Source organism: Microbacterium sp. B35-04 (genome assembly GCF_010634885.1).
Lineage (GTDB): Bacteria > Actinomycetota > Actinomycetes > Actinomycetales > Microbacteriaceae > Microbacterium.
Genome location: NZ_MWLP01000034.1, coordinates 141,213 through 160,598 on the forward strand (window position 1 = coordinate 141,213; position 19,386 = coordinate 160,598).

Here is a 19,386-nt window from a genome sequence, read left to right on the forward strand (position 1 = left end):
GGCTCGGCTCAGCGGAAGTCGGCGAGCGCGCGGTGCACCGACGCGACGGCGCTGGAGCCCTCGCCGACCGCCGCGGCGACGCGCTTCATCGAGCCGCGGCGCACGTCGCCCGCCGCGAAGATCCGAGGCACGGACGTCTCGAACGGCAGCGGCTCCCTCCCGAGGCCCTGCCAGCGCTGGAGCGCCTGGACCGACACGTCTGTGCCGGTGCGCAGGAACCCGTCGGGGTCGCGGTCGAGCTCGGCGAGCCATGACGTGGCGGGTTCGGCGCCGATGAAGCAGAAGAGCCCGCGCGCCGCGACATCCCCGACGGAGTCGATGCTCACGCGCTCGAGCGCGGATTCCCCGCCGAGACCCACAACGCGCGAGCCGGTGTGGACGTCGATCCGCGGGTCTTCGAGCAGGCGGTCCACGAGGTACGACGACATCCGACTGCCGAGGTCGGAGCCGCGCACCACCAGGTGCACGGGGCATCCGTTCGCCGCCAGATACAGCGACGCCTGGCCGGCGGAATTGGCGCCGCCCACGACGACGACCGGCGACTCCAGCACCTGGCGGAGCTCCAGCGGCGTCGCGGCGTAGAAGATGCCGGCGCCCTCGAACTCGTTCCACCGCTCCAGATCGAGGGTGCGATACGCGGCGCCGGAGGTGACGATCACGGTGCGCGTGCGGATGAGGCGCCCATCGGTGAGGGCGATGTCGATGTCGTCCCCGACGGGGCGCAGGTCGACCGCCTCGCAGGGCGCATAGACGCGCACCCCGAACTTCAGCGCCTGCAGCGAGGCCTGGCCGATCAGGTCGCCGCCGCTGACCCCGAACGGGAACCCCAGGAAGTTCTCGATCCTCGACGTCGCCGCGGCCTGCCCGCCCGGGGCGACGGCATCCAGCAGCACCGTGTCGAGACCCTCGGACGCGCCGTAGATAGCCGCGGCCAGCCCGGCCGGCCCGCCACCCACCACGACGAGATCCACGACCTCGTCGGCGCGCGCCTGATAGCTCAGCCCCAGGCGCTCGGCGACCGTGCCCGGCGTCGCGCGGGGCATGGGCTCACCCTGGATGAACGCGACGGGAAGGTCGTCGAGGGTGATCCCGTGCTCGCCGAGAACGCCGAGGTCGCCCGGGGCGAGCTCGACCGCCGTGTGGACGAGGTCGAGCCGCTCCGCGAATCTGCGCAGGGCGAGGAAGTCGCGCGACGACCGCGGGCCGACGAGCTTGAGCGTCAGCGCGGCCGGTCCGCGACGGAGCATCTCGCGCCGAGCCCACAGCGCGTGCAGGATGATGTCGCAGAGCTCGTCGTCCTCGGCCATCAGCAGCCGCAGCCGCGCCCGGCTGACGCGCAGCATCCGGCCGGCGCGAGAGGCGCGGGCCGAAAGGAACGCCCCCTGCCCGTTGAGGAGCCCCAGCTCGCCGACGAAGCTGCGCGGACCCATCGTGCCGACCGGCGTCTCGTCGACCCAGCCGAAAGCGACACGCACGATCTCGACCTCGCCGGTGTCGACCAGGATCAGGTCGTAGTCGAGATCACCGGCCCGGAAGAGGTACTCGCCCTCCGCGACGTCATGCGGCTCGCCGAACGTCAGCAGCCGCTGCCACTGCGCCTCCGACAGCACCGGCTTCGTCATCCGTTCGATCTCTCGCTGCTTCGCCGGCGAGATCTCGTGCGCGCTCATCGGTGGATCAGCTCCCGCCAGTCGGCCGGCAGCCTGCCCGCCGGACCCGGCGACGGCTGCGAGTCCGGTCGGGCCACGGGCGGCGCGAGCTCCGGACCGTCCACGTAGTCCGCGTCGACATAGTCCCAGAACCAGCTCTCGCCCGGCTCGAAGCTGCGCACGTAGCGGTGGCCGCTGGTGTGGAAGTGCGCCGTCGCATGCTGCGCCGGCGATGTGTCGCAGCATCCGACCTGTCCGCACACGGCGCACCGCCGCAGGTGCACCCACCAGCCGCCGACCGCGTCGCAGTCGGCGCAGCCCTCGCCCGAAGGCGGCACGATGGGGTCGATCTCATCCAGGCTCATCCGCCTGCCTCTCGTCCGGCGCGTTCCAACGGTGCGATGCTAACGCCCCCGCGAGGTGCGCGGCGGAGATCCGCGATGCCGCCGGTGCCCCGAAGCTCCGGAGTCAGTCGAACGCGGCCGCCGTGTCGCGCGGGTAGGCGCCACCGGCGAGCTTCACGAGCCGCGCGTGGGCGTACTCGCAGACCAGCGCGTGGCGGTAGACCATGCGCGGCACGTCGACGTTCGAGTCCATCCAGAGGCTCATACCGGCGAGCTTCCAATGCCGGAACGTCTCGTCGTCGCACACCAGCGCGAGGATCTCCAAGAACGAGTCGTCGAACCGGATGGAGTGCACCGCGCGGCGGTACTCCTCGACGGTCAGCGCCATCGAGAACGGGATGTTCATGAAGCACAGCGCGGTCTGGATGTCGAGGTTGAGCAGGCGGCGGCGCCGCCGTTCGGCGTCCAAGGGCGGGACGTCGAGCTGCGCGAAGTCGAGGTGCTCGGGCCGGGTCAGCGGGATGCCGTCCAAGGCGATGAGCACGTCGTAGACGTTGACGTCGTGCTCCACCACCGCCGAGTCGCCCAGTCCCGCGAGCGTCTCGGGCCGCAGCGTCACCGGCTCCATCTCGGCCGAGGTGTTCCGGATGATGAAGTTGACCAGATTCGTCTCGATCACGAAGTGCCGGATGAGCAGCTCCACGGCATCCGGCGACACGAACCTGCGGAGGAACCAGACGCACAGGGTGTCCATGGTCCGCAGCGGCATCCAGCGGAAGGGCAGCACGCGTTTGACGATCGAGACGAGTGCGACGAGCACGCGGGAGAGCACGCGCGCGACCGGATAGAGCCAGCGTCGTGACAGCCGCCGCTGGTCGTCGATGATCTGCCGCACCAGCGCGCGGTCGAGCGGCACCGACGGATCGGCGTAGATCGCCTCCCACATGCTGGGGTCGGATCGCACGAACTCCGGCACGTCAGCGATCCAGTTCCTCGAGCTGCAGCGCGTAGAGCCGGGCGACCACCTGCGCGCAGCGGACGATCTCGTCGGCCGCCCGGTCGTCGATCGCACCCGAGGTCAGGATGGCCTCGAGATTCCCGGTGTGCTCGGCGTCGGCATCCTGGTGGTAGCGCATGAAATGCACCTGATTGTCGGCGAGCCCGAGCACCTCCTGGAAGCGGGCCGCCCACCCGGCGGCGCGCTTCGCACCGAGCCCTTCGATGATGAACATCGCCCCCAGCAGCCCGACGGGATTCGGCCGGGCGGCGTAGTGGAACATGTACCCCGAGAGCGCCTCCGAGCCGACGTTCTTCCGTCCGGCGCGCAACTCGTCGAGTGAGCCGCCGATGGCGACGTAGTCGCGCTCGATCATGAGGTAGTCGCGGTGCTCCTCCTCGGCATGGCGGATCGCGGCGGAGCGCAGCTCGAAGTGGTCGATGTCGAAGCTGGCGGCGGCGCGAGAGATCCACGGCGACCCGTCGACCACCTGCTGGCGCAGATTGAAGAGCAGCCGCCGGTAGTCGTCGACCGTCACCGCCCCTTCGGCGAGCCGCGCGAGGAGCGGCACGGCATCGAGACGCTCCTCGAGCTCTACCCAGACGTCGGCGAGCCGCTCGAACAGTGTCTCTGCGCCCCCCGGCGTTGCCGGCTTGGCCGCGGTCGTGCTGGTGCTCATGTCGTTGCTCCTTGCTGTTCCGGTGGGGCGACCACCGTGAGGTGGGCGAAGGCGAACGAGAATCGTCCCGACTCGGGCACCGCGAGCAGCACCGTCTCGCCGGGCGCGAACCGACCGGAGTGCCACGCCTCTTCGAGGGCGATGAAGATGCTCGCCGATCCGGTGTTGCCGCGGGTCTCGAGGTTCGAGAACCAGCGGTCGGTGTCGAGCGTGGGGATGCGGCGGCGCAGCGCCTCGAACGCGACGTCGCGGAACATGTTGGTGCTGTAGTGGCAGATGACGTGGTCGAGGTGCCGCACGTCGACGAGCCCGATGTCGACGAGCCCCTCGAACTGCCGGATGCCGGCATCCGCCAGGTCATCGAGCATCCCCACGTCCTGACGAAGCAGGAACATCCCGGCGGCCTCGGCGTCGGCGATGCCGACGTCCTGCCAGGTGCCGCCCACGACCGGCTCGGGGCCGACCATCCCGGCGCGCATGCACACGTCGTACTCGTGGGCCAGGGAGACGTGCCGCACCCAGTCGACCCGCAGCGAGGGCTTGTCGGGGTGCGGCTGGAACTCCACGATGACGGCGCCGGCGCCGTCCGACAGCATCCATCGGAGGAAGTGGGAGTCCATGCCGGCGCGGATGCCGTCGTAGCGCCGCTGCCGGAGGCTCCGGCTCGGCAGCTCCGAGCCGACGACGGCGGCCCGCGGATGGTCACCGAGCCGGATCTTGCTGACGGCCGCATCGAGCGCGGCGAGGCTCGACGCGCACACGCCCGACGCCGACAGCAGCTGCATCGGCCCACCGCCGAGGCGTCCGTGCACCATTGAGGCGAACCCGGGCACGAGGACGTCGCCCATAGTCGTCGCGCACGCCAGCATGCGGAGGTCGCTCGCATCGATCCCGCGATCGTCGAGCGCGGCGCGGAGCGCCCTCACGGCGAGCTCCTCGTTGAGCTCGGTCGGCTCACCGTGCTCGTCGAGCGCGTAGTGCCGCTGACGGATGCCGTTCGATTCCAGGATGCGGCGGCGGATACGCGCCGTGACGGGATCGTCGCCGCCGAGCCGGGCCGCGATGCCGTCGTTGTCGACGGGCGGACCCGGAAGATACCGGCCGAAGCCGGTGAGGTAGGCAGTCGCCGTTGCGCCCATGGTGACGACATTAGGGCCAGCGACCCTTCTGCCTCGTTCGCCTTCGCATCCGCAATTACCGAGTACACTCATTATTGAGTATAGTTGGTGATATCGAGGTGGACCGCGTCGCCTCGCTGACGAAGAGGAGCACGACAGAGATATGAAGGCGTTCGCCGTTTCTGCATACAAGGGTCCGCTCGAGCAGATCGAGGCGCCGGAACCGCACGTCGGGCGCTCCGACGTGCTCGTCCGCGTGCGCGCCGCCGGGGTCAACGTCCTCGATGAGAAGATCCGGCTCGGGGAGTTCCGGCAGATCCTGCCGCACGCGTTTCCGCTCATCCTTGGCCACGATGTCGCGGGAACGGTGATCAGGGTCGGCGCCGACGTGCGGGGCCTCAAGCCCGGCGACGCGGTCTACGGCCGCGCGGACGACGATCACATCGGCACGTTCGCCGAGCGCATCGCGGTGAACGAAGCCGACCTCGCGATCGCCCCGGTCTCCGTGGACATCGAGGCGGCGGCCTCACTGCCGCTCGTGGCGCTGACGGCGTGGCAGGCTCTGGTGGAGCGCGGTCGGCTGCAACCCGGGCAGAAGGTGCTCGTGCACGGCGGCGCCGGCGGGGTCGGGTCCATCGCGATCCAGCTCGCCAAGCACCTGGGCGCGACCGTCGCCACCACCGTCGGCGCCGCGAATGCACAATTCGTGCGCGATCTCGGCGCCGACATCGTCATCGACTACCGGTCCGAGGACTTCGTGCCGCAGCTCAGCGGCTTCGACCTCGTGCTAGACGGGGTCGGGGGCGAGAACCTGGAGAGGTCGCTGCGCATCCTGAAGCCCGGCGGACGAGCCATCGGCATCGCGGGGCCTCCCGACCCGCAGTTCGCGCGGGATGCCGGACTCAACCCTCTCGTGCGGCTGGCGATCCGCGGGCTCAGCCGGAAGGTGCGCAGGCAAGCGCGAAAGCTCGGCGTCGGCTACGAGTTCCTGTTCATGCACGCCAGCGGCGAGCAGCTGCGCGACATCACCCGACTGGTCGACGAGGGCGTGCTGCGGCCGGTGGTGGGGCGAGTTCTTCCCTTCGACCAGACGGCCGAGGCGCTCCGCCTCGTCGCGGCGGGCGGCTCACGCGGGAAGACGGTGGTGAGCATGCCGTAGCTGCCCTGGTCGGCGCTTGCTGCGGCATCCGTCAGCCCGCCCGTCGTGGCCACAGCAGCGACACCAGGCCGGCCAGGAGCGCCACGGCCGCCATGAACCAATAGCCCGAAGCGAAGGCGGCGAACCCGGGAGCCACGAGGGCCGCCGCCGCCACGCTCGACACGGCGGAAACCCCCGCGGCAGCACCGAACTCGTGGAAGGTGCTCAGCGCGCCCGACGCGACACCGGCTTCGGCCGGCTCGACAGCGGAGAACATGCTGCCCGACGCCGCGACGAACACCGCGCCCACACCGAAGCCCGCCACGCTGGTGCCGACGATCAGCACCGTCATGGAGAAGATCCCCGCCGCTGCCGCGAGTCCTGCGGCGGTGATGAGCAGCCCCGCCACCGAGACCGTCCGCACGCCCCACCGTGGGATGATGCGGCCGCCGAGCGTGGCACCGAGGATGGTGCCTGCGGCGACAGGCAGGAACGACAGCCCGGTCTCCAGCGCGCTGAATCCATGGAGGTGCTGGAGCGAGAACGAGCCGAGGAAGAAGACCGAGATCATCAGGGCGGCCGCGACGAAGATCAGCCCCAGCCCGCGCAGCACCGGTGCTCGCCTGAGCATCGCCGGTTCGATGAGCGGGGCTGCGACGGTGCGGATCCGCCATGCGAAGGTCGCGTATCCCACCAGCGCGGCGCCGGTCGCGATCAGGGTGGAGGCGCTCAACCAGCCCTCGTCGCCGGCCGTGGCGAGGCCGTACACCGCGGCGCCCGTCGCGGCCGTCACCAGCGCCGCGCCGACCACGTCGAGGCGGCCGCCCGATCCCGGCAGCGGTCGGACCGACCTCACCAGACCGATGAACAGCAGGATGCCGACGGGCACATTGACGAAGAACACCCACGGCCAGCCCGGCCCGGCGGTCAGCAGGCCACCGAGCAGCACGCCGATCGCGGCGCCCGCGCCGCCGAGGGCAGACCACACGCCCAGGGCGCGGGTCAGCTCCGCACCTGCGAACGTCCGCACGATCACCGACAGTGCCGCGGGCGACATCGCCGCCGCTCCCACGCCCTGGAGCGCGCGGGCGAGCAGCAGCATCTCACCACTGCCCGCCAGTCCGGCGAGCAGCGAGGCGGCGACGAACACCGCCAGGCCCGCCAGCACCACGCGGCGCGGCCCGAGGATGTCGGCGGCCTTGCCGCCGAGCAGCATCAAGCCACCGAAGACGAGGGCGTAGATGCTCGCGACCCATGCGACGGTAGTCCGGTCCAGCCCGAGATCGGCCCGCATGTCGGGCAGCGCGATCGCGACGACCGTGACGTCGACGATCAGCATCAGCTGCGCCACGCCCAGCAGGGCGAGGATGCGCCAGCGGGACGGATCGGCGGCGGGGAGGGCCTTCGCGGCCGCGGAATCTGAGGTGTGCACGACGACAACCCTTCATAAATCGAACAGCATTGTATGAGTACGGTAAACCGTACACACGTGTTCGACAAGAGGCGCTGTGCGCTGCCTCAAGCAGGGCAGGCACCTCGCGCTCGGCGCGCCGAGCATGGCAGACCGCGGCGACCCCATTCGGGGCCGCCGGGCGCGAGCCGATGGATCGGATCAGACGGCGAGCGCGGCCAGGCTCGTGTCGCGCACCAGAGCGGGCGCCTCCTCGGCGGTGATCTCGCCGCGATGAACGGCTGCCGACGCCCCGTGCAGGATCGCCTGAATGACACTGATCTGCCAGTCGATGGGCATGTCGGGGCGGAACTCGCCGGCGTCGCGTCCGCGCTCGAGCAGTGCCCGCACGCGGACCGCGGGCTCGTCGTGGGCGCGGCGGATCTGCTCGGGGGGCAGTGCTTGAGACGCCGCGACGACGACGGCACCGAACCGATGGGTCAGATGCCAGGTGGCCTCGAGCAGGCGACCGAGAGCTTCGCGAGGGTCGCCGTCGAGGTCGAGACCCGCCAGCGCCTCCTCGGTCTGCGCGATCGCGCGGTCCACGACCTCGCGGATGAGGGTGGACCGAGAGTCGAAGTGACCGTAGAGCGTCACCCGTCCGACGTTCGCAGCCTTGGCGATGTCGTTGATGCTCGCGTCGGGGTCGACGGCGAGGAGCCTCGTGGCGGCGGCGATGATCGCCTCGATGTTGCGCACGGCGTCCGCCCGCTTCGTCCGATCCGGGGAGGACGCACCCGCAGGTTCAGCGACCTTCGCTCCCGCTGCGGCCACGATGCCCTCCTAAATCAGACAGTCACGTGCACTTTAGCCTGCTGGCGCGTCGCCATAGGGTCGTTCACCGGGGGGGGCTGGGAAAGGCTTCCAATAACTCGAACACTGGCGTACAGTTTAATAACTCGTATATTGGTGTTCAAAAAAAGAGGATTCGAGATGGATGCCGTCCTCACGCATGAATCGCCCGACCGTGCACAGCCACCCCGACGTGCAGGTGGGTGGTGGCAGGTGGCATGGCCCATCGCACTCGCGGTGCTGGTGGCCGCCGCCACCGCATACGGGCTGACTGATGGCCGCGATGTCGCCCCGGTGGTCGCGGCATCCGGTCTCGTCTATCTCGCTGCAGCCGCCACGCAGCGGCGGTGGGCGGCGTGGGTGGCCTTCGGCATCGCGTTCGCTCTCATCTCGCTGGATAAGTTCGCAGATCTGGATGCCATGCCGTGGCTGCTGGTGCTGGCCGGAGTGCTGGTCGTCGGAGGACCCGCCTCCCGCCGCGCCCATCCCTGGTGGGCACTGCCGTTGCAGACGGCGGCGATGCTCGTGCTCGGCGCGACCGCCGTGCTGGCCCTGCGGCTCGAGCCGACCGTCGGCGGCCTGCTGGTCGCGGCCGCACTGCTCGGCCACGCAGCGTGGGACGTTCACCACCATCGCACCGGACGCGTCGTCGACCATGGGCTCGCGCGCTTCTGCGCGGTGCTCGACGTCGTGGTCGCGGTCCTCGTCGGCATCGTCACCCTCACCGCATGACGACCGCCGAGGCAGCGCGCCGGAGGGTGCTGCGGATCACCACCCACGCCGGAGTGCTGCTGCGCCGGCCGCGCGAAGCCGACGCCGCGGGCGTTTTCGCCGCCCACGGCGACCCTGCCGTCTACCGCTACGACCCGCAGGAGACCCACGCCGACGTCGAGCAGTCCGCGCGGTTCCTGGTGCCGATACTCGACCACTGGGCGGAGCACGGGTTCGGCTACTGGGCGGCACTCCTCCCAGCTGCGGACTGGCCGGATGGCGTGCGCGGCGCCGACGTCGCCGACGGCGCCCGGGTATTCGCCGGTCTCGGCGGCATCCGGCATCACATCCTGGATGGCCTGCCGGTGCTCAATGTCTACTATCGCTTCGCGCCGGCGGCACAGGGGCGAGGACTGGCGCGCATCGTCGTGGAGCAGTCGTTGGCGCTGGCGCCCCTCCTCGCGCCGGGCACCGACGTCGTGGTGCGCACCCGCCCGGCGAACGCCGTCGCACGCCATGTCGCCGAACGCGCCGGCTTCATCGACGAGGGTCTGGAGCCCGGCACCACCGACATGCAGCTGCTGCGCCACCGCTTCTGACGGCCGCGTCACCGGGACGGACGCCGAGCGGGATCGCGAAGCGGGTCCGCGGGTGCGATCAGCGGTGGGAGGATCGGTAGTCGCTGACAAGAAGGAGCAATCATGAGTGCACCCACCGTCGTCCTCGTCCACGGAGCGTTCGCCGAATCGGCCAGCTGGAGCGGCGTCATCGCCGCCCTGCAGAGCCGCGGCGTCAACGCGATCGCGACCGCGAACCCGCTGCGCAGCGTTACGACCGACGCCTCGAACGTGCGCAGCGCCGTCGAGTCGATCGGCGGCCCTGTGCTGCTCGTCGGCCACTCGTACGGTGGCGCCGTCATCACGGAAGCCGCCGTCGGCAGCGACGCGGTCGCGGGTCTCGTCTACGTCGCCGCGTTCGCCCCGGACCACGGCGAGACCGCCCTCGGTCTGACCGGCCAGTTCCCGGGCAGCACGCTGGGCGAGACCGTCCGCGCGTACCCGCTGGGCGACGGCACGAACGACCTGATCGTCGACCGCGAGCTGTTCCCGAACCAGTTCGCGGGCGATGTTCCGCTCGAGGACGCCAAGATCGCCGCGGCGACCCAGCGCGCCATCCGCGACTTCGCCCTCGGCGAGCCGCAGCCCGCCGAGACGCCGGCGTGGAAGACCCTCCCGTCGTGGTTCGTCTTCGGCACCGGCGACAAGAACATCCCCGCCGAAGGACTTCGCTTCATGGCCGACCGCGCCGGTTCGCTCAAGACCGTGGAGATCGAGGGAGCGTCCCACTCGGTGATGGTCTCGAACCCCGACGCCGTCGCCGACCTGATCCAGGACGCGCTCGCCCACCTGTCCTGAGCCGCACGTGACGGCGGGATCCGCCCCGGCGGATCCCGCCGTCAGCCGATCGATCGATCACCGGCGCAGCCGCTGCGTCCTCGAGACGGAGCCGATCGCTGGATGTGCCCGCGCCCGCCTCGCGGGAGCGTCGAAGCATGGCACAGAACGACTACTTCTCCACCGGCGAAGGCCGGGGTGCACCGCTCGACGGCGCGGCCCTTCTCACCCGTCGGCTCGCGGCACCGCTCGACAGATTCACGAAGGTGCTCTCCCGCCGACGGCGCACACCGGTGCTGACCAACGAAGAGCACCATCGGCTGCGGCTCGCCGAGAAGGACCGGCGCGAACGCGAGTACGCAGCGCTGATGCGGCTTCTGGCGACGACGTTCGGAGCCCTGCGATGATGCGCCGGCTCTCGCCGGCTGAGCGCGCATCAACCGAACGGTGGAGCGTGGAATCATCCGGCGCCGCCCGCCTTCTCAGCCGACCTGGTGACGCGAGGGCGGGCAGGGCGCGCCAGCCTGAGATCATGCCCGTCGCCCAGATCGCCGGACTCCGCAAGGGGTACGCCGGCCGCACCGTGCTCGACGATGTGACGTTCACCGTGGAACGCGGGGAGATCTTCGGCATCCTTGGGCCCAACGGTGCCGGAAAGACGACGATCGTCGAGATCCTGGAGGGACTTCGCCGTCCTGATGCGGGGTCGGTGCGCGTGCTCGGGATGAACCCGTGGAAGGAGCGGCGCCGGCTGAGCGAGTCCATCGGGGTGCAGCTTCAGAGCGCCCAGCTGCCCGACAACATCACGGTGGCTGAGGCGCTGCGGTTGTACGCCTCGTTCTACGCGCGCCCGACGGACTGGCGCGTGCTTCTCGAGGAGTGGGATCTCGTCCGTCTCCGCTCGGTGCGGTACGCGAAGCTCTCCGGGGGCGAGCGCCAGCGATTGATGATCGCGCTGGCTCTCGTCGGGCAGCCCGAGGTCGTGTTCCTCGACGAGCTCACCACGGGGCTCGATCCGAACGCGCGTCACGCGACCTGGGAACTCGTGCGCCGGCTGCGCGACACCGGCGTGACTGTCGTGATCGTGTCGCACCTCATGGACGAGGTCGAGTATCTGTGCGATCGGGTCGCCATCCTCGACGGCGGAGTGATCGTCGCGGTCGGCTCACCCGCCATGCTCACCGCTCGGCTGGGCGGCGAGAGGACGATGCGCTTCGTGCTCGCCGGGGGCGCGTCCACCACCCCCGACATGGACTTCCTCCACGGGCTGCCCGGTGTGATGAACGTGCGGCGCCTCGGCCGCTCGGTGACCGTCACCGGAAGCCGGGACCTCGCTGCGCGCGTGGAGGCCGCGCTCGCCGAGCACGAGGTGCCGATCACCGATGTACGCGTCTCCGACACGACGCTCGAGGATGCCTTCATGTCACTGGCCGACCGGTCGAGCGACGGAGGTGCTTCCTGATGTCAACGATGGCGCGGCGCGATGCCCCCTCCCCCGTGTCCGCGACCGCCACTCTCGCAGCGATCGAGGGGAGGCTGCTCCTCCGAGATCCGGCATCCCTCTTCACCGTCGCGATCCCGGTCTTCCTCCTCGTCGTGTTCGGCGCGTCCAGCAGGGCGGGCGCGACGGCGGTGCTGCCGACCACCCTCGCGACGGCGATCGGCCTGTTCGGGCTGTACCTCGTGCCGACCACCCTCGCGACGTACCGGGAGCGGGGCATCCTGCGTCGGCTCTCGGTGACTCCCCTGTCGCCCGCGCGTCTGCTCGGCGTGCAGCTCTTGTTGCAGACGGTGCTCGCAGTGGCGAGCTGCACCCTCCTCGTCGCGGTGGGAGCGGCGATGGGGGCGGCGCTCCCGGTCGACGTGGTGGCATTCGCAGCCGCCGTCGTCCTGGGGCTCGCGTGTCTTCTCTCCTGCGGTCTCCTGATCGGCGCCGTCGCCCCGAACGGCCGTGCGGCCAACGGCATCGGCGTGCTGCTCTACTTCCCGCTGGCGTACCTCGGGGGTCTCATCCTTCCTCCGCCACTCATGCCTCCCGCCGTTCTCGCGATCGGGGCGTTCACTCCCCTGGGGGCCCTTCGCGACGCACTGGCCGCAGCCTGGGACGGCGGCGGCAGCGCGCTGTCGCTCGGGGTGATGGCCGCGTACGCTGTCTGCGTCAGCCTCGCCGCCGTCATACTGTTCCGCTGGGAGTGATCGCGATCCCGCAGTCGAGCAAGCTCGAAGAGCGCCACAACCGCATCGAACGGATGCTGGCCGTGGCGCCCTACGTGCTGCTGCTCGTGCCGACCGTCGTGACGACGGTGCTCGGCGCCGAGTGGCCTGACGGCCTCATCACCCTGGGCGTCGCGGCGGTCGCGGCGCTCTGGTTGTGGCTCATGGCGACACGACGCGAACCCGGAGTGATCTTCTTCGTCGGGCTCCTCGTGCTGATCGCGATCCTGGGGTGGCGCAACCCCTGGTTCGCCGGCCTGTTCGGCTTCACGGGCTACCTCTACGCCTGGACGGTGCTCCGGGGCGCGTGGCGCTATGTGGGGGTCACCCTCACGGCGATGATCAACGTCGCCGCTCTCATGGGCGATGTTCTCGGCACTCCGCTCCAGTTCGCCGCGTATGTGTCGTTCGTGGTGCTGACCGTGCCGCTCGTGGTCCTCTTCAGCATGCTGGGCGACGTGACGGCGGAGCGCAGCGCCGCGTATCAGCAGACGGTGACCCAGCTGCAGGACGTGATCGCCGAAAACGCGGAGCTGCATGAGCGGCTGGTCGCTCAGGCCCGCGAGGCCGGCATCCGCGAGGAGAGGCAGCGCATGGCGCGCGAGATCCACGACACGCTCGCCCAGGGATTCGCCGGCATCGCGACGCAGCTGCAGGCCGCGCAGCGCGCCGGAATCGCGGGCGACGACCTCGCCTGGCGTCACCACCTCGACCACGCGATCCGGCTCACGCGCGACGGACTGGAGGAGGCCCGGCGCTCGGTCCGCGCGATCGGCCCCGCACAGCTCGATGCGACGCTGCTGCCCGACGCCGTGGCCGCGATCGCGGCGGAGTGGAGCGATCGGAACGGCGTCCGCGCGACGGTGTCGGTGACGGGCGACACGCGCCCCCTGCATCCGGAGGTCGAGGCCACCGTGGTGCGAATCGCGCAGGAGGCGCTCTCGAACTCGGCCAAGCACGCGGACGCCAGCCGCGTGGGTGTCACCCTTTCGTATATGGACGATCAAGTGGCCCTCGACATCCGCGACGATGGCGTGGGATTCGATGCGGCGCAGAACTCCGGCGACGGGCGTTTCGGTCTCACGTCCATGCGGCAGCGCGTGGCTCGGCTGGGCGGGGACCTCGAGGTCGAATCCTCGATCGGCTCCGGCACGGCGATCTCGGCCACCCTGCCCGCCATCGGCGCGCGCACCTCGGAGGAGGGCTCGCATGCCTGACGTCGCCATCCGCCTGCTGATCGCCGACGACCACCCGGTCGTCCGGGACGGACTCCGGGGCATGTTCGCGGGCGACCCGCGATTCGACGTGGTGGGTGAGGCGAGCGACGGCGCTCATGCCGTCGAGCTCGCGCGCGCGCTCGACCCCGACGTCGTGCTGATGGATCTGCGGATGCCGCGTCTGGACGGTGTCAGTGCGATCCGGCGCCTGCGCGAGCTCGGGATCACGGCTCGCGTGCTGGTGCTGACGACCTTCGACACCGACAGTGAAGTGCTGCCCGCGGTCGAGGCGGGCGCGACGGGCTACCTCCTCAAAGACGCCCCGATCGACGACTTGAAGCGGGCCGTCGAAGCGTCGGCGCGAGGCGAGTCGGTGCTCTCGCCCACCATCGCCACCCGGCTCATGCACCAGGTGAGGGAGCCCGGATCGCCGATCAGCGATCGCGAACTGGAGGTGCTCTCGCTCATCGCCCAGGGCCGATCGAACAGAGAGGTGGCGGCAGAGCTCTTCATCAGCGAGGCGACCGTCAAGACGCATCTCCTCCACGTGTACGACAAGCTCGGCGTCAACGATCGCGCCGCCGCGGTCGCGGTGGGATTCCAGCGGGGGCTGCTGACGTGACCGCGCGGCTCGGCCTCGGTCTCACCGGGAGCTCGAGGTTCGTCGCTTCAGTTGTCGCGCCCTGCCTCAGCGGAACGGGAGAACGGCATCCGCCGAGGACCCCTGCGGCCGGCGAGGAAGTCGGCGGCGAGGTGGGCACATTCCTCCGGGTGCTCGTGCAGGAGGAGGTGCGTGGCGCCCGGCAGCACCGCGAGGTGGCCGTCCGGGAGCCCGCGGTACAGCTCGATCGTGTGCTCGAGGGCGACGAGGTCGTCGTCGGCTGCGGCCACCAGTGCCGGACAGGTGATGCGGCCGAGGTCGCTCGCCGTCAATGGCGCTTCGTCGCGGGCGGCGGCCGCGATCTTGGCGGCGACGACGGGGAAGTGGTCGAGTCCGTCCGGCGAGACCTCGCCGTAGGCGTGCACGATCTCGGCCGGCCAGTCAGCCGTCGCAGCGGGCCGGACGAGGAGTCCGTCCGCATCGAACCACCCGCTGAAGAGCACGAGCGCGGCCACCAGCTCCGGTCGGCGCGCGGCGACCCGCAGCGCCACCGCAGCGCCGGCGCTGTATCCGACGACGGCCACCGGACCTCCCGCGACCGCCTCGATGAAGCGGATCGAGTCCGCCGCCATCACCTCCAGAGTCAGCGGCCCGTCGACATCCGCCGTGCGACCGTGCCCGCGTCGATCGAGCAGGAGCAGCCGATACTCCGATCGGAGCGCCGCCAGATTGTCTTCGAAATCGCGGGAGTCGCTGAATCCTCCGTGCATCATCAGGACGGTGGGACCGGCGCCGCGCTCCTCGAACCAGAGGTCGACGTCGCCGAGCGGAAGACGGCTGCTCCTGCTCATCGTCAGCTCCACATCGCGACCGTTGCGACGATGGCGGTGACGCCGACCACGACGTCGATGACGATGCACGCCTCGGCGAACCATGGCCACACCACCACGTTCCTGCGATGAAGCACGACATCCCAACCCGCGTGCAGCAGCCAGCCGATCCCGATGAGGATGCCGGCGGCCTCAGGGGTGACGAACACGGCGAGTGTCGCGAGAGCCGCATAGGCCAACGCGCCGGCGGCGTGGAGCGTGAGCAGTCGTCGATCGCGGAACTGGCGACGAACGAGACCGATGACGAGATACTCGGCGCCGAGGACGACGAGCGCCCAGGGCGGCGCGACGTCGGGGTGCAGGATCTCACCGAACGTGAGCAGCAGCGCGAGGAGCGTCGGCCACCGACGCGAGAGACGACGGAGACGGATGCCGGAGTCGGGCGCTTCCGCGATCGGCCGGCTGCGTCCGGACGCCAGATCGCCGGGCAGGATGGCGACGAGCAGCGCGATCGCAGGGACGACGAGCACATGGCCGAGGAGCACGGCCGTCGGACCGGAGATCCCGCCAAGCCAGAACGGCAGGAGCGGCAGGGCGAAGGCGGCGCCCGTGACGATCACCATGCCGAGGATGGAGCGGTTCGAGCGGCCGCGCGCGAGCATCCAGACGGCGGTGCCCGCGCAGACATCGAAAGTCATGACGACGGCGACACCGGCGGGTTGGGCGAGCACGGACGACCGCCCGAGGAGACTCAGCACGAGCGCGGTGATCTGGTCGACGAGGACCATCGACACCGTCGCGGCGGTGAGGAGCTCGAGGGCGCCGAGGAGCGCCCCGCGGAACGGAGTGGTACGGGCGCCGTCGCGGCGCCTCGGGAGTGCGGATGCGGAGAAGAGCGGTGTGGACATGACCCCAGGGTCCGTCGGACCGGCGATCGGTCCTACGGGAGCGATGCACGCGATTCCGTGGGCATCGCACGGTCGGAACGTGCATCCGCCGACGGAGAATCGGTCGATATGGGCATCGCGTCGCACGGCGGACTCGACGACCGTCGGTTGGTCAGGGCTCGTGCACTCACTCTCGCGTGGCTGGCGGGCGCCGTCGTGACCAGCGTGCTCATGCCGGGCGTGGGAGTGATCCGAGAGCCGCGGCCGACGTGGATCGTGCTGGGATCGATCGGCACGCTGTGCTTCGCCGTCACGCAGGCGGGAGTGCTCTACGGGGCTGTGGCGCCCGGCGGAGTGCGGGGCAGACCGGGATGGACCGCGGCGTTCGTCATCGCCACCGGGCTGTCGATCGCACTGGTGGGACCGGTGGCGGCGGGGAGCTGGCAGTCGTGGGCATGGATCGGTGCGGCGGTCGTGGGGACGCTTCCCGTCCTGCTGCGACCGCGATGGGTCGTGGTCGCCGCCGCGGCCGTGTGCGTCATCGGCGCGGCCGTCGCCTCACTCACCGGCGGGCAGGCCCGACAGGCGCTGGTCATCGTCGCAGTGATCGGCGCCGGCTTGGCCGTCGTCAACGTCAGCGTGCTCTGGCTCTGGCGCGTGATCGCGGATGCGCAGGCGGGCCGCGAGGCGATCGCCGCGCTCGCCGTCAGCGAGGAGCGGCTCCGGTTCGCCCGTGAGGTGCACGACATCCTCGGTCACACCCTCACCGTCATCGCCCTGAAGGCCGAGCTGCTCGAGCGCCGCACGTCGGCGGCGCGCCCGGCGCCGCCGGACGCCGCAGGGGGCACCGACGGCGTTCGGGACTCGAGTGAAGCGGCCGAGATCCGGCGTCTGGCCGCCTCCGCCCTCGAAGAGATGCGGGCCGCGGTCGCCGGCTCGCGATACGTGGAGCTGGCTGACGAGATCGACGCCCTGCGCCGCGTGCTCGAGGGCTCGGGAGTGCGGTGCACGGTTCGTGTCGAGGGCGATCCGGCAGGACGACGCCTCGCGACTCTCGCACCGATCGCTCGGGAGGCCGTGACGAATGTGCTGCGGCACAGCCGCGCCTCCTGGTGCGAGATCGCGCTGATGACCGTCGACCACCGAACCGTGCTGGTGGTGCGCAACGACGGCGCCGCGCACGGCGCGACGCACCGCGATTCCGCCAGCGGAGGCCTCGCCGGAGTCCGCGAGCGGCTTCGGGAGGCGGGCGGCGTGCTGACGATCGTCCAGGACGACGACACGTTCGAGCTGCGTGCAGAGCTGGGAGGGGCGGCGTGATCCGCGTGCTGCTCGCGGACGACGAGGATCTGATCCGCACCGCGCTGGCGCTGCTGCTCGACCTGGAGCCCGATATCGAGGTCGTCGCGCAGGCCAGTGACGGTCGGTCCGCCATCGAGTCGGCGCTGCGGCACCGCCCGGATGTCGCCGTGATGGACCTCGAGATGCCGGTACTCGATGGCATGCAGGCCGCTGCCGAACTCGAGCGGGTGCGACCCGAATGCGCGACCGTGATCCTCACGGGCCGTGGCCGCCCCGTGCACATGGCGGCCGCGCTTCGCGCCGGGGCGCGCGCCTTCGTCGTGAAGGGTGCTCAGGCCTCGACGCTCGCGGATGTGATCCGGCGCGTCCACGAGGGCGGGCGCTACGTCGATCCTGTGCTGGCGGCGGAGGCGCTGACGATCCCGGCGTCTCCGCTGACGGAGCGCGAGACGGAGGTCCTTCAGCTCACCGGAGAGGGCCTTGACGTCGGCGGTGTCGCGGCACGCCTGCACCTTGCCCGGGGCACCGTCCGCAACCTGCTCATCTCGGTCCGCCTGAAGCTGGATGCGGCGAGCTCCCACGACGCCGCTCGCATCGGCCGTGATGCCGGGTGGATCCGCTGATCCACCGGGTCGACCGACGTCGGTCACCCGCGTCCCCCGGAGCCCCGAGCCGTGGGCGTCAGACGTTGCGCCGCTTGACAGCGATGGCCGCGACCACCAGCCAGACGGCCGTCCACAGCACGGTGGTGAGGGTGAGCGTGAGCGGATCGAGTTGGCCATCCTCGCTCGTGAGGGAGGCGAGCGTGGTGAGGGATGATCCGGGGATGGTCTTCCCGATCAGGTTCACGGCACCGACGGGGATGAGGCCGAGGATCAGGGGCACCAGGTAGAAGAAGCCGAGGACGACTCCCAGGGCACCGATCGAGGAGCGGACGATCAGGCCGGCGGCGACGCCGATCAGCGCGCCGCACGTTTCCGCGAGGGCGAGATCGAGCAGGACCCGGATCACCTCCGGCGACCACGCGTCCAGTCCTCCGCCTCTCAGGACGTCGGCAAGGGCGAACGTGCCGACGGAGGTGACCAGGGACACGGCAAGGGCGATCGCCGCGACGAGCGTGTACTTCGCGAGCACCACGGGTGTTCGCGCGGGAACGACGCTGTATGTCTGGACCGCGGCGTTGCTCTCATAGTCGGAGGTCGCCGTCATGATCCCGACGAGGATGAGGATGATGAACGTCGCGAACGAGGACGGCGTCGCGGTGTCCAGGACTGCGGCCGCATCGACGGGTCCCGACGCCGCGGACGCCCAGATGAGGGTGATCAGGAACGGTGCGACGAGGGCGGCGCCGATCAGCCACTTCGTGGCGCGCAGCCCGGCGAGCTTGATCCCCTCCGATCGGATGGCGCGCGCGAGCGTCACGGGATTGTCGCGAGCGGTCTGGGCGACACTCATCGCGACTCCTTGTCGGCCGGCTGGCCCGCGGCGAACTGCTGTTCGCCCTCGGTCAGCGAGAGGAACGCGTCTTCCAGGGAGCCCTGCTGTGAGACGAGCTGGTGCAGGGGGATCGCGTGAGCTGCGGCGAGGTCTCCGATCGCCTCAGCGGTGATGTCCGTGAGCACCAGTGCGCCGTCGGGTGCCGTGCTCTCCACCCGCCCACCGTTCGCGGTGACGATGGCGGCCAGGTCAGGGCTGCGCGGCGAGCGGACGAGGACCGAGGAGCGGGTGGCGTGCGCGATGACGTCCGCGATGGGCCCGTCCGTGATGACACGCCCTCTGCCCATCACGATGACCCGGTCGGCGGTCAAGGCCATCTCGCTCATCAGATGGCTGGAGATCAGGATCGTCCTGCCCTCCGCCGCGAGTGATCGCGCGAGTTCTCGCACCCAGTGCACTCCGTCGGGATCCAGCCCGTTCACCGGCTCGTCGAGCACGAGCGTCGCCGGAACGCCGAGCAGCGCGGCCGCGAGGCCGAGCCGTTGACGCATCCCCAGCGAGTAGGTGCCGATGCGCCGCGCCGCGGCATCCGTCAATCCGGTCATCGCCAGCACCGCGTCGACCCG

At 70.6% G+C, this 19,386-nt stretch carries 22 protein-coding genes; 11 read left to right on the top strand and 11 right to left on the bottom strand.

The annotated features are described in order from the left end of the window. Nucleotides 1–8 precede the first annotated feature (8 nt). The 5 genes from B1729_RS09715 to B1729_RS09735 all read right to left on the bottom strand — a co-directional run bounded on the left by B1729_RS09715 (nucleotide 9) and on the right by B1729_RS09735 (nucleotide 4,808). Nucleotides 9–1,670 (bottom strand): cyclic nucleotide-binding domain-containing thioredoxin-disulfide reductase, encoded by a 1,662-nt coding sequence (locus B1729_RS09715; RefSeq protein WP_163632415.1) that lies wholly within the window; start codon nucleotides 1,668–1,670, stop codon nucleotides 9–11. Next, nucleotides 1,667–2,014: a UBP-type zinc finger domain-containing protein gene (locus B1729_RS09720; protein WP_163618148.1), complete on the bottom strand. Its 348-nt coding sequence runs from the start codon at nucleotides 2,012–2,014 to the stop codon at nucleotides 1,667–1,669. Before B1729_RS09720 ends, B1729_RS09715 begins: the two co-directional genes overlap by 4 nt. A 103-nt stretch (nucleotides 2,015–2,117) precedes the next feature. After that, nucleotides 2,118–2,969: a hypothetical protein gene (locus B1729_RS09725; protein ID WP_163632417.1), complete on the bottom strand. Its 852-nt coding sequence runs from the start codon at nucleotides 2,967–2,969 to the stop codon at nucleotides 2,118–2,120. 1 nt (nucleotide 2,970) lies between these two features. Further along, the gene (locus B1729_RS09730) at nucleotides 2,971–3,669 is read right to left on the bottom strand and encodes an iron-containing redox enzyme family protein (protein WP_163632419.1); all 699 of its coding nucleotides are present in this window, start codon (nucleotides 3,667–3,669) and stop codon (nucleotides 2,971–2,973) included. Next, nucleotides 3,666–4,808 carry a 3-oxoacyl-[acyl-carrier-protein] synthase III C-terminal domain-containing protein gene (locus B1729_RS09735; RefSeq protein WP_163632421.1) on the bottom strand — a complete coding sequence of 381 codons (1,143 nt, stop codon included), beginning with the start codon at nucleotides 4,806–4,808 and terminating at the stop codon, nucleotides 3,666–3,668. The genes B1729_RS09730 and B1729_RS09735 overlap by 4 nt, the downstream gene beginning before the upstream one ends. Nucleotides 4,809–4,950: 142 nt before the next feature. Between B1729_RS09735 and B1729_RS09740 the strand changes: the two genes are divergently transcribed. Beyond that, the gene (locus tag B1729_RS09740) at nucleotides 4,951–5,946 is read left to right on the top strand and encodes an NADP-dependent oxidoreductase (protein WP_163632423.1); all 996 of its coding nucleotides are present in this window, start codon (nucleotides 4,951–4,953) and stop codon (nucleotides 5,944–5,946) included. 31 nt (nucleotides 5,947–5,977) lie between these two features. Here B1729_RS09740 and B1729_RS09745 read toward each other — a convergent pair whose 3' ends face one another. Then, complete coding sequence (locus B1729_RS09745) at nucleotides 5,978–7,357, bottom strand: MFS transporter (RefSeq protein ID WP_163632425.1); 1,380 nt, start codon at nucleotides 7,355–7,357, stop codon at nucleotides 5,978–5,980. Between the two features lie 180 nt (nucleotides 7,358–7,537). After that, nucleotides 7,538–8,149, bottom strand: a complete 612-nt coding sequence (locus B1729_RS09750) for a TetR/AcrR family transcriptional regulator (protein ID WP_163618142.1) — start codon at nucleotides 8,147–8,149, stop codon at nucleotides 7,538–7,540. Nucleotides 8,150–8,380: 231 nt separating this feature from the next. Here B1729_RS09750 and B1729_RS09755 point away from each other — a divergent pair, with 231 nt between their 5' ends. The 8 genes from B1729_RS09755 to B1729_RS09790 all read left to right on the top strand — a co-directional run bounded on the left by B1729_RS09755 (nucleotide 8,381) and on the right by B1729_RS09790 (nucleotide 14,325). Beyond that, the gene (locus tag B1729_RS09755; protein ID WP_163632427.1) at nucleotides 8,381–8,899 is read left to right on the top strand and encodes a hypothetical protein; all 519 of its coding nucleotides are present in this window, start codon (nucleotides 8,381–8,383) and stop codon (nucleotides 8,897–8,899) included. Continuing rightward, the gene (locus B1729_RS09760; protein WP_163632429.1) at nucleotides 8,896–9,477 is read left to right on the top strand and encodes a GNAT family N-acetyltransferase; all 582 of its coding nucleotides are present in this window, start codon (nucleotides 8,896–8,898) and stop codon (nucleotides 9,475–9,477) included. The genes B1729_RS09755 and B1729_RS09760 overlap by 4 nt, the downstream gene beginning before the upstream one ends. Before the next feature lie 102 nt (nucleotides 9,478–9,579). Next, nucleotides 9,580–10,293: an alpha/beta hydrolase gene (locus B1729_RS09765; protein ID WP_163632431.1), complete on the top strand. Its 714-nt coding sequence runs from the start codon at nucleotides 9,580–9,582 to the stop codon at nucleotides 10,291–10,293. Between the two features lie 137 nt (nucleotides 10,294–10,430). Then, on the top strand, nucleotides 10,431–10,679 hold the full coding sequence (locus B1729_RS09770; protein WP_163632433.1) for a hypothetical protein: 249 nt from the start codon (nucleotides 10,431–10,433) through the stop codon (nucleotides 10,677–10,679). 125 nt (nucleotides 10,680–10,804) lie between these two features. Beyond that, the gene (locus tag B1729_RS09775; RefSeq protein WP_163618940.1) at nucleotides 10,805–11,734 is read left to right on the top strand and encodes an ABC transporter ATP-binding protein; all 930 of its coding nucleotides are present in this window, start codon (nucleotides 10,805–10,807) and stop codon (nucleotides 11,732–11,734) included. Beyond that, nucleotides 11,734–12,468 carry an ABC transporter permease gene (locus B1729_RS09780; protein WP_204318897.1) on the top strand — a complete coding sequence of 245 codons (735 nt, stop codon included), beginning with the start codon at nucleotides 11,734–11,736 and terminating at the stop codon, nucleotides 12,466–12,468. The genes B1729_RS09775 and B1729_RS09780 overlap by 1 nt, the downstream gene beginning before the upstream one ends. Next, the gene (locus B1729_RS09785; protein WP_204318898.1) at nucleotides 12,465–13,703 is read left to right on the top strand and encodes a sensor histidine kinase; all 1,239 of its coding nucleotides are present in this window, start codon (nucleotides 12,465–12,467) and stop codon (nucleotides 13,701–13,703) included. The genes B1729_RS09780 and B1729_RS09785 overlap by 4 nt, the downstream gene beginning before the upstream one ends. After that, the gene (locus B1729_RS09790; protein ID WP_163618942.1) at nucleotides 13,696–14,325 is read left to right on the top strand and encodes a response regulator transcription factor; all 630 of its coding nucleotides are present in this window, start codon (nucleotides 13,696–13,698) and stop codon (nucleotides 14,323–14,325) included. The genes B1729_RS09785 and B1729_RS09790 overlap by 8 nt, the downstream gene beginning before the upstream one ends. Nucleotides 14,326–14,372: 47 nt before the next feature. On the opposite strand, the gene B1729_RS09795 is transcribed toward B1729_RS09790, so the two are convergent. Together B1729_RS09795 and B1729_RS09800 are read right to left on the bottom strand one after the other, a co-directional pair. Continuing rightward, a complete protein-coding gene (locus B1729_RS09795) occupies nucleotides 14,373–15,155 on the bottom strand; it encodes an alpha/beta hydrolase (protein WP_163632435.1) in 783 nt (260 codons plus the stop codon). 2 nt (nucleotides 15,156–15,157) lie between these two features. Next, nucleotides 15,158–16,042, bottom strand: a complete 885-nt coding sequence (locus tag B1729_RS09800; RefSeq protein ID WP_163632437.1) for a hypothetical protein — start codon at nucleotides 16,040–16,042, stop codon at nucleotides 15,158–15,160. A 108-nt stretch (nucleotides 16,043–16,150) separates the two neighbouring features. On the opposite strand from B1729_RS09800, the gene B1729_RS09805 reads away from it, so the two are divergent. Together B1729_RS09805 and B1729_RS09810 are read left to right on the top strand one after the other, a co-directional pair. Beyond that, entirely contained in the window at nucleotides 16,151–17,341 is a 1,191-nt protein-coding gene (locus tag B1729_RS09805) for a histidine kinase (protein ID WP_163632440.1), read from the top strand. Beyond that, entirely contained in the window at nucleotides 17,338–17,946 is a 609-nt protein-coding gene (locus B1729_RS09810; protein WP_163632441.1) for a response regulator transcription factor, read from the top strand. Before B1729_RS09805 ends, B1729_RS09810 begins: the two co-directional genes overlap by 4 nt. 58 nt (nucleotides 17,947–18,004) lie before the next feature. On the opposite strand, the gene B1729_RS09815 is transcribed toward B1729_RS09810, so the two are convergent. Further along, a complete protein-coding gene (locus B1729_RS09815; protein WP_163632443.1) occupies nucleotides 18,005–18,778 on the bottom strand; it encodes a hypothetical protein in 774 nt (257 codons plus the stop codon). Then, the coding region (locus B1729_RS09820; RefSeq protein ID WP_163632445.1) for an AAA family ATPase at nucleotides 18,775–19,386 on the bottom strand (612 nt) is incomplete at its 5' end. The genes B1729_RS09820 and B1729_RS09815, both read right to left, overlap by 4 nt.

Bases quoted from the DNA above. Each gene is read 5' to 3' on its own strand.
- B1729_RS09715 (WP_163632415.1), bottom strand. From the start codon at position 1,670: ATGAGCGCGCACGAGATCTCGCCGGCGAAGCAGCGAGAGATCGAACGG.
- B1729_RS09720 (WP_163618148.1), bottom strand. From the start codon at position 2,014: ATGAGCCTGGATGAGATCGACCCCATCGTGCCGCCTTCGGGCGAGGGC.
- B1729_RS09730 (WP_163632419.1), bottom strand. From the start codon at position 3,669: ATGAGCACCAGCACGACCGCGGCCAAGCCGGCAACGCCGGGGGGCGCA.
- B1729_RS09735 (WP_163632421.1), bottom strand. From the start codon at position 4,808: ATGGGCGCAACGGCGACTGCCTACCTCACCGGCTTCGGCCGGTATCTT.
- B1729_RS09740 (WP_163632423.1), top strand. From the start codon at position 4,951: ATGAAGGCGTTCGCCGTTTCTGCATACAAGGGTCCGCTCGAGCAGATC.
- B1729_RS09760 (WP_163632429.1), top strand. From the start codon at position 8,896: ATGACGACCGCCGAGGCAGCGCGCCGGAGGGTGCTGCGGATCACCACC.
- B1729_RS09765 (WP_163632431.1), top strand. From the start codon at position 9,580: ATGAGTGCACCCACCGTCGTCCTCGTCCACGGAGCGTTCGCCGAATCG.
- B1729_RS09770 (WP_163632433.1), top strand. From the start codon at position 10,431: ATGGCACAGAACGACTACTTCTCCACCGGCGAAGGCCGGGGTGCACCG.
- B1729_RS09775 (WP_163618940.1), top strand. From the start codon at position 10,805: ATGCCCGTCGCCCAGATCGCCGGACTCCGCAAGGGGTACGCCGGCCGC.
- B1729_RS09780 (WP_204318897.1), top strand. From the start codon at position 11,734: ATGTCAACGATGGCGCGGCGCGATGCCCCCTCCCCCGTGTCCGCGACC.
- B1729_RS09790 (WP_163618942.1), top strand. From the start codon at position 13,696: ATGCCTGACGTCGCCATCCGCCTGCTGATCGCCGACGACCACCCGGTC.
- B1729_RS09795 (WP_163632435.1), bottom strand. From the start codon at position 15,155: ATGAGCAGGAGCAGCCGTCTTCCGCTCGGCGACGTCGACCTCTGGTTC.
- B1729_RS09800 (WP_163632437.1), bottom strand. From the start codon at position 16,042: ATGTCCACACCGCTCTTCTCCGCATCCGCACTCCCGAGGCGCCGCGAC.
- B1729_RS09805 (WP_163632440.1), top strand. From the start codon at position 16,151: ATGGGCATCGCGTCGCACGGCGGACTCGACGACCGTCGGTTGGTCAGG.
- B1729_RS09815 (WP_163632443.1), bottom strand. From the start codon at position 18,778: ATGAGTGTCGCCCAGACCGCTCGCGACAATCCCGTGACGCTCGCGCGC.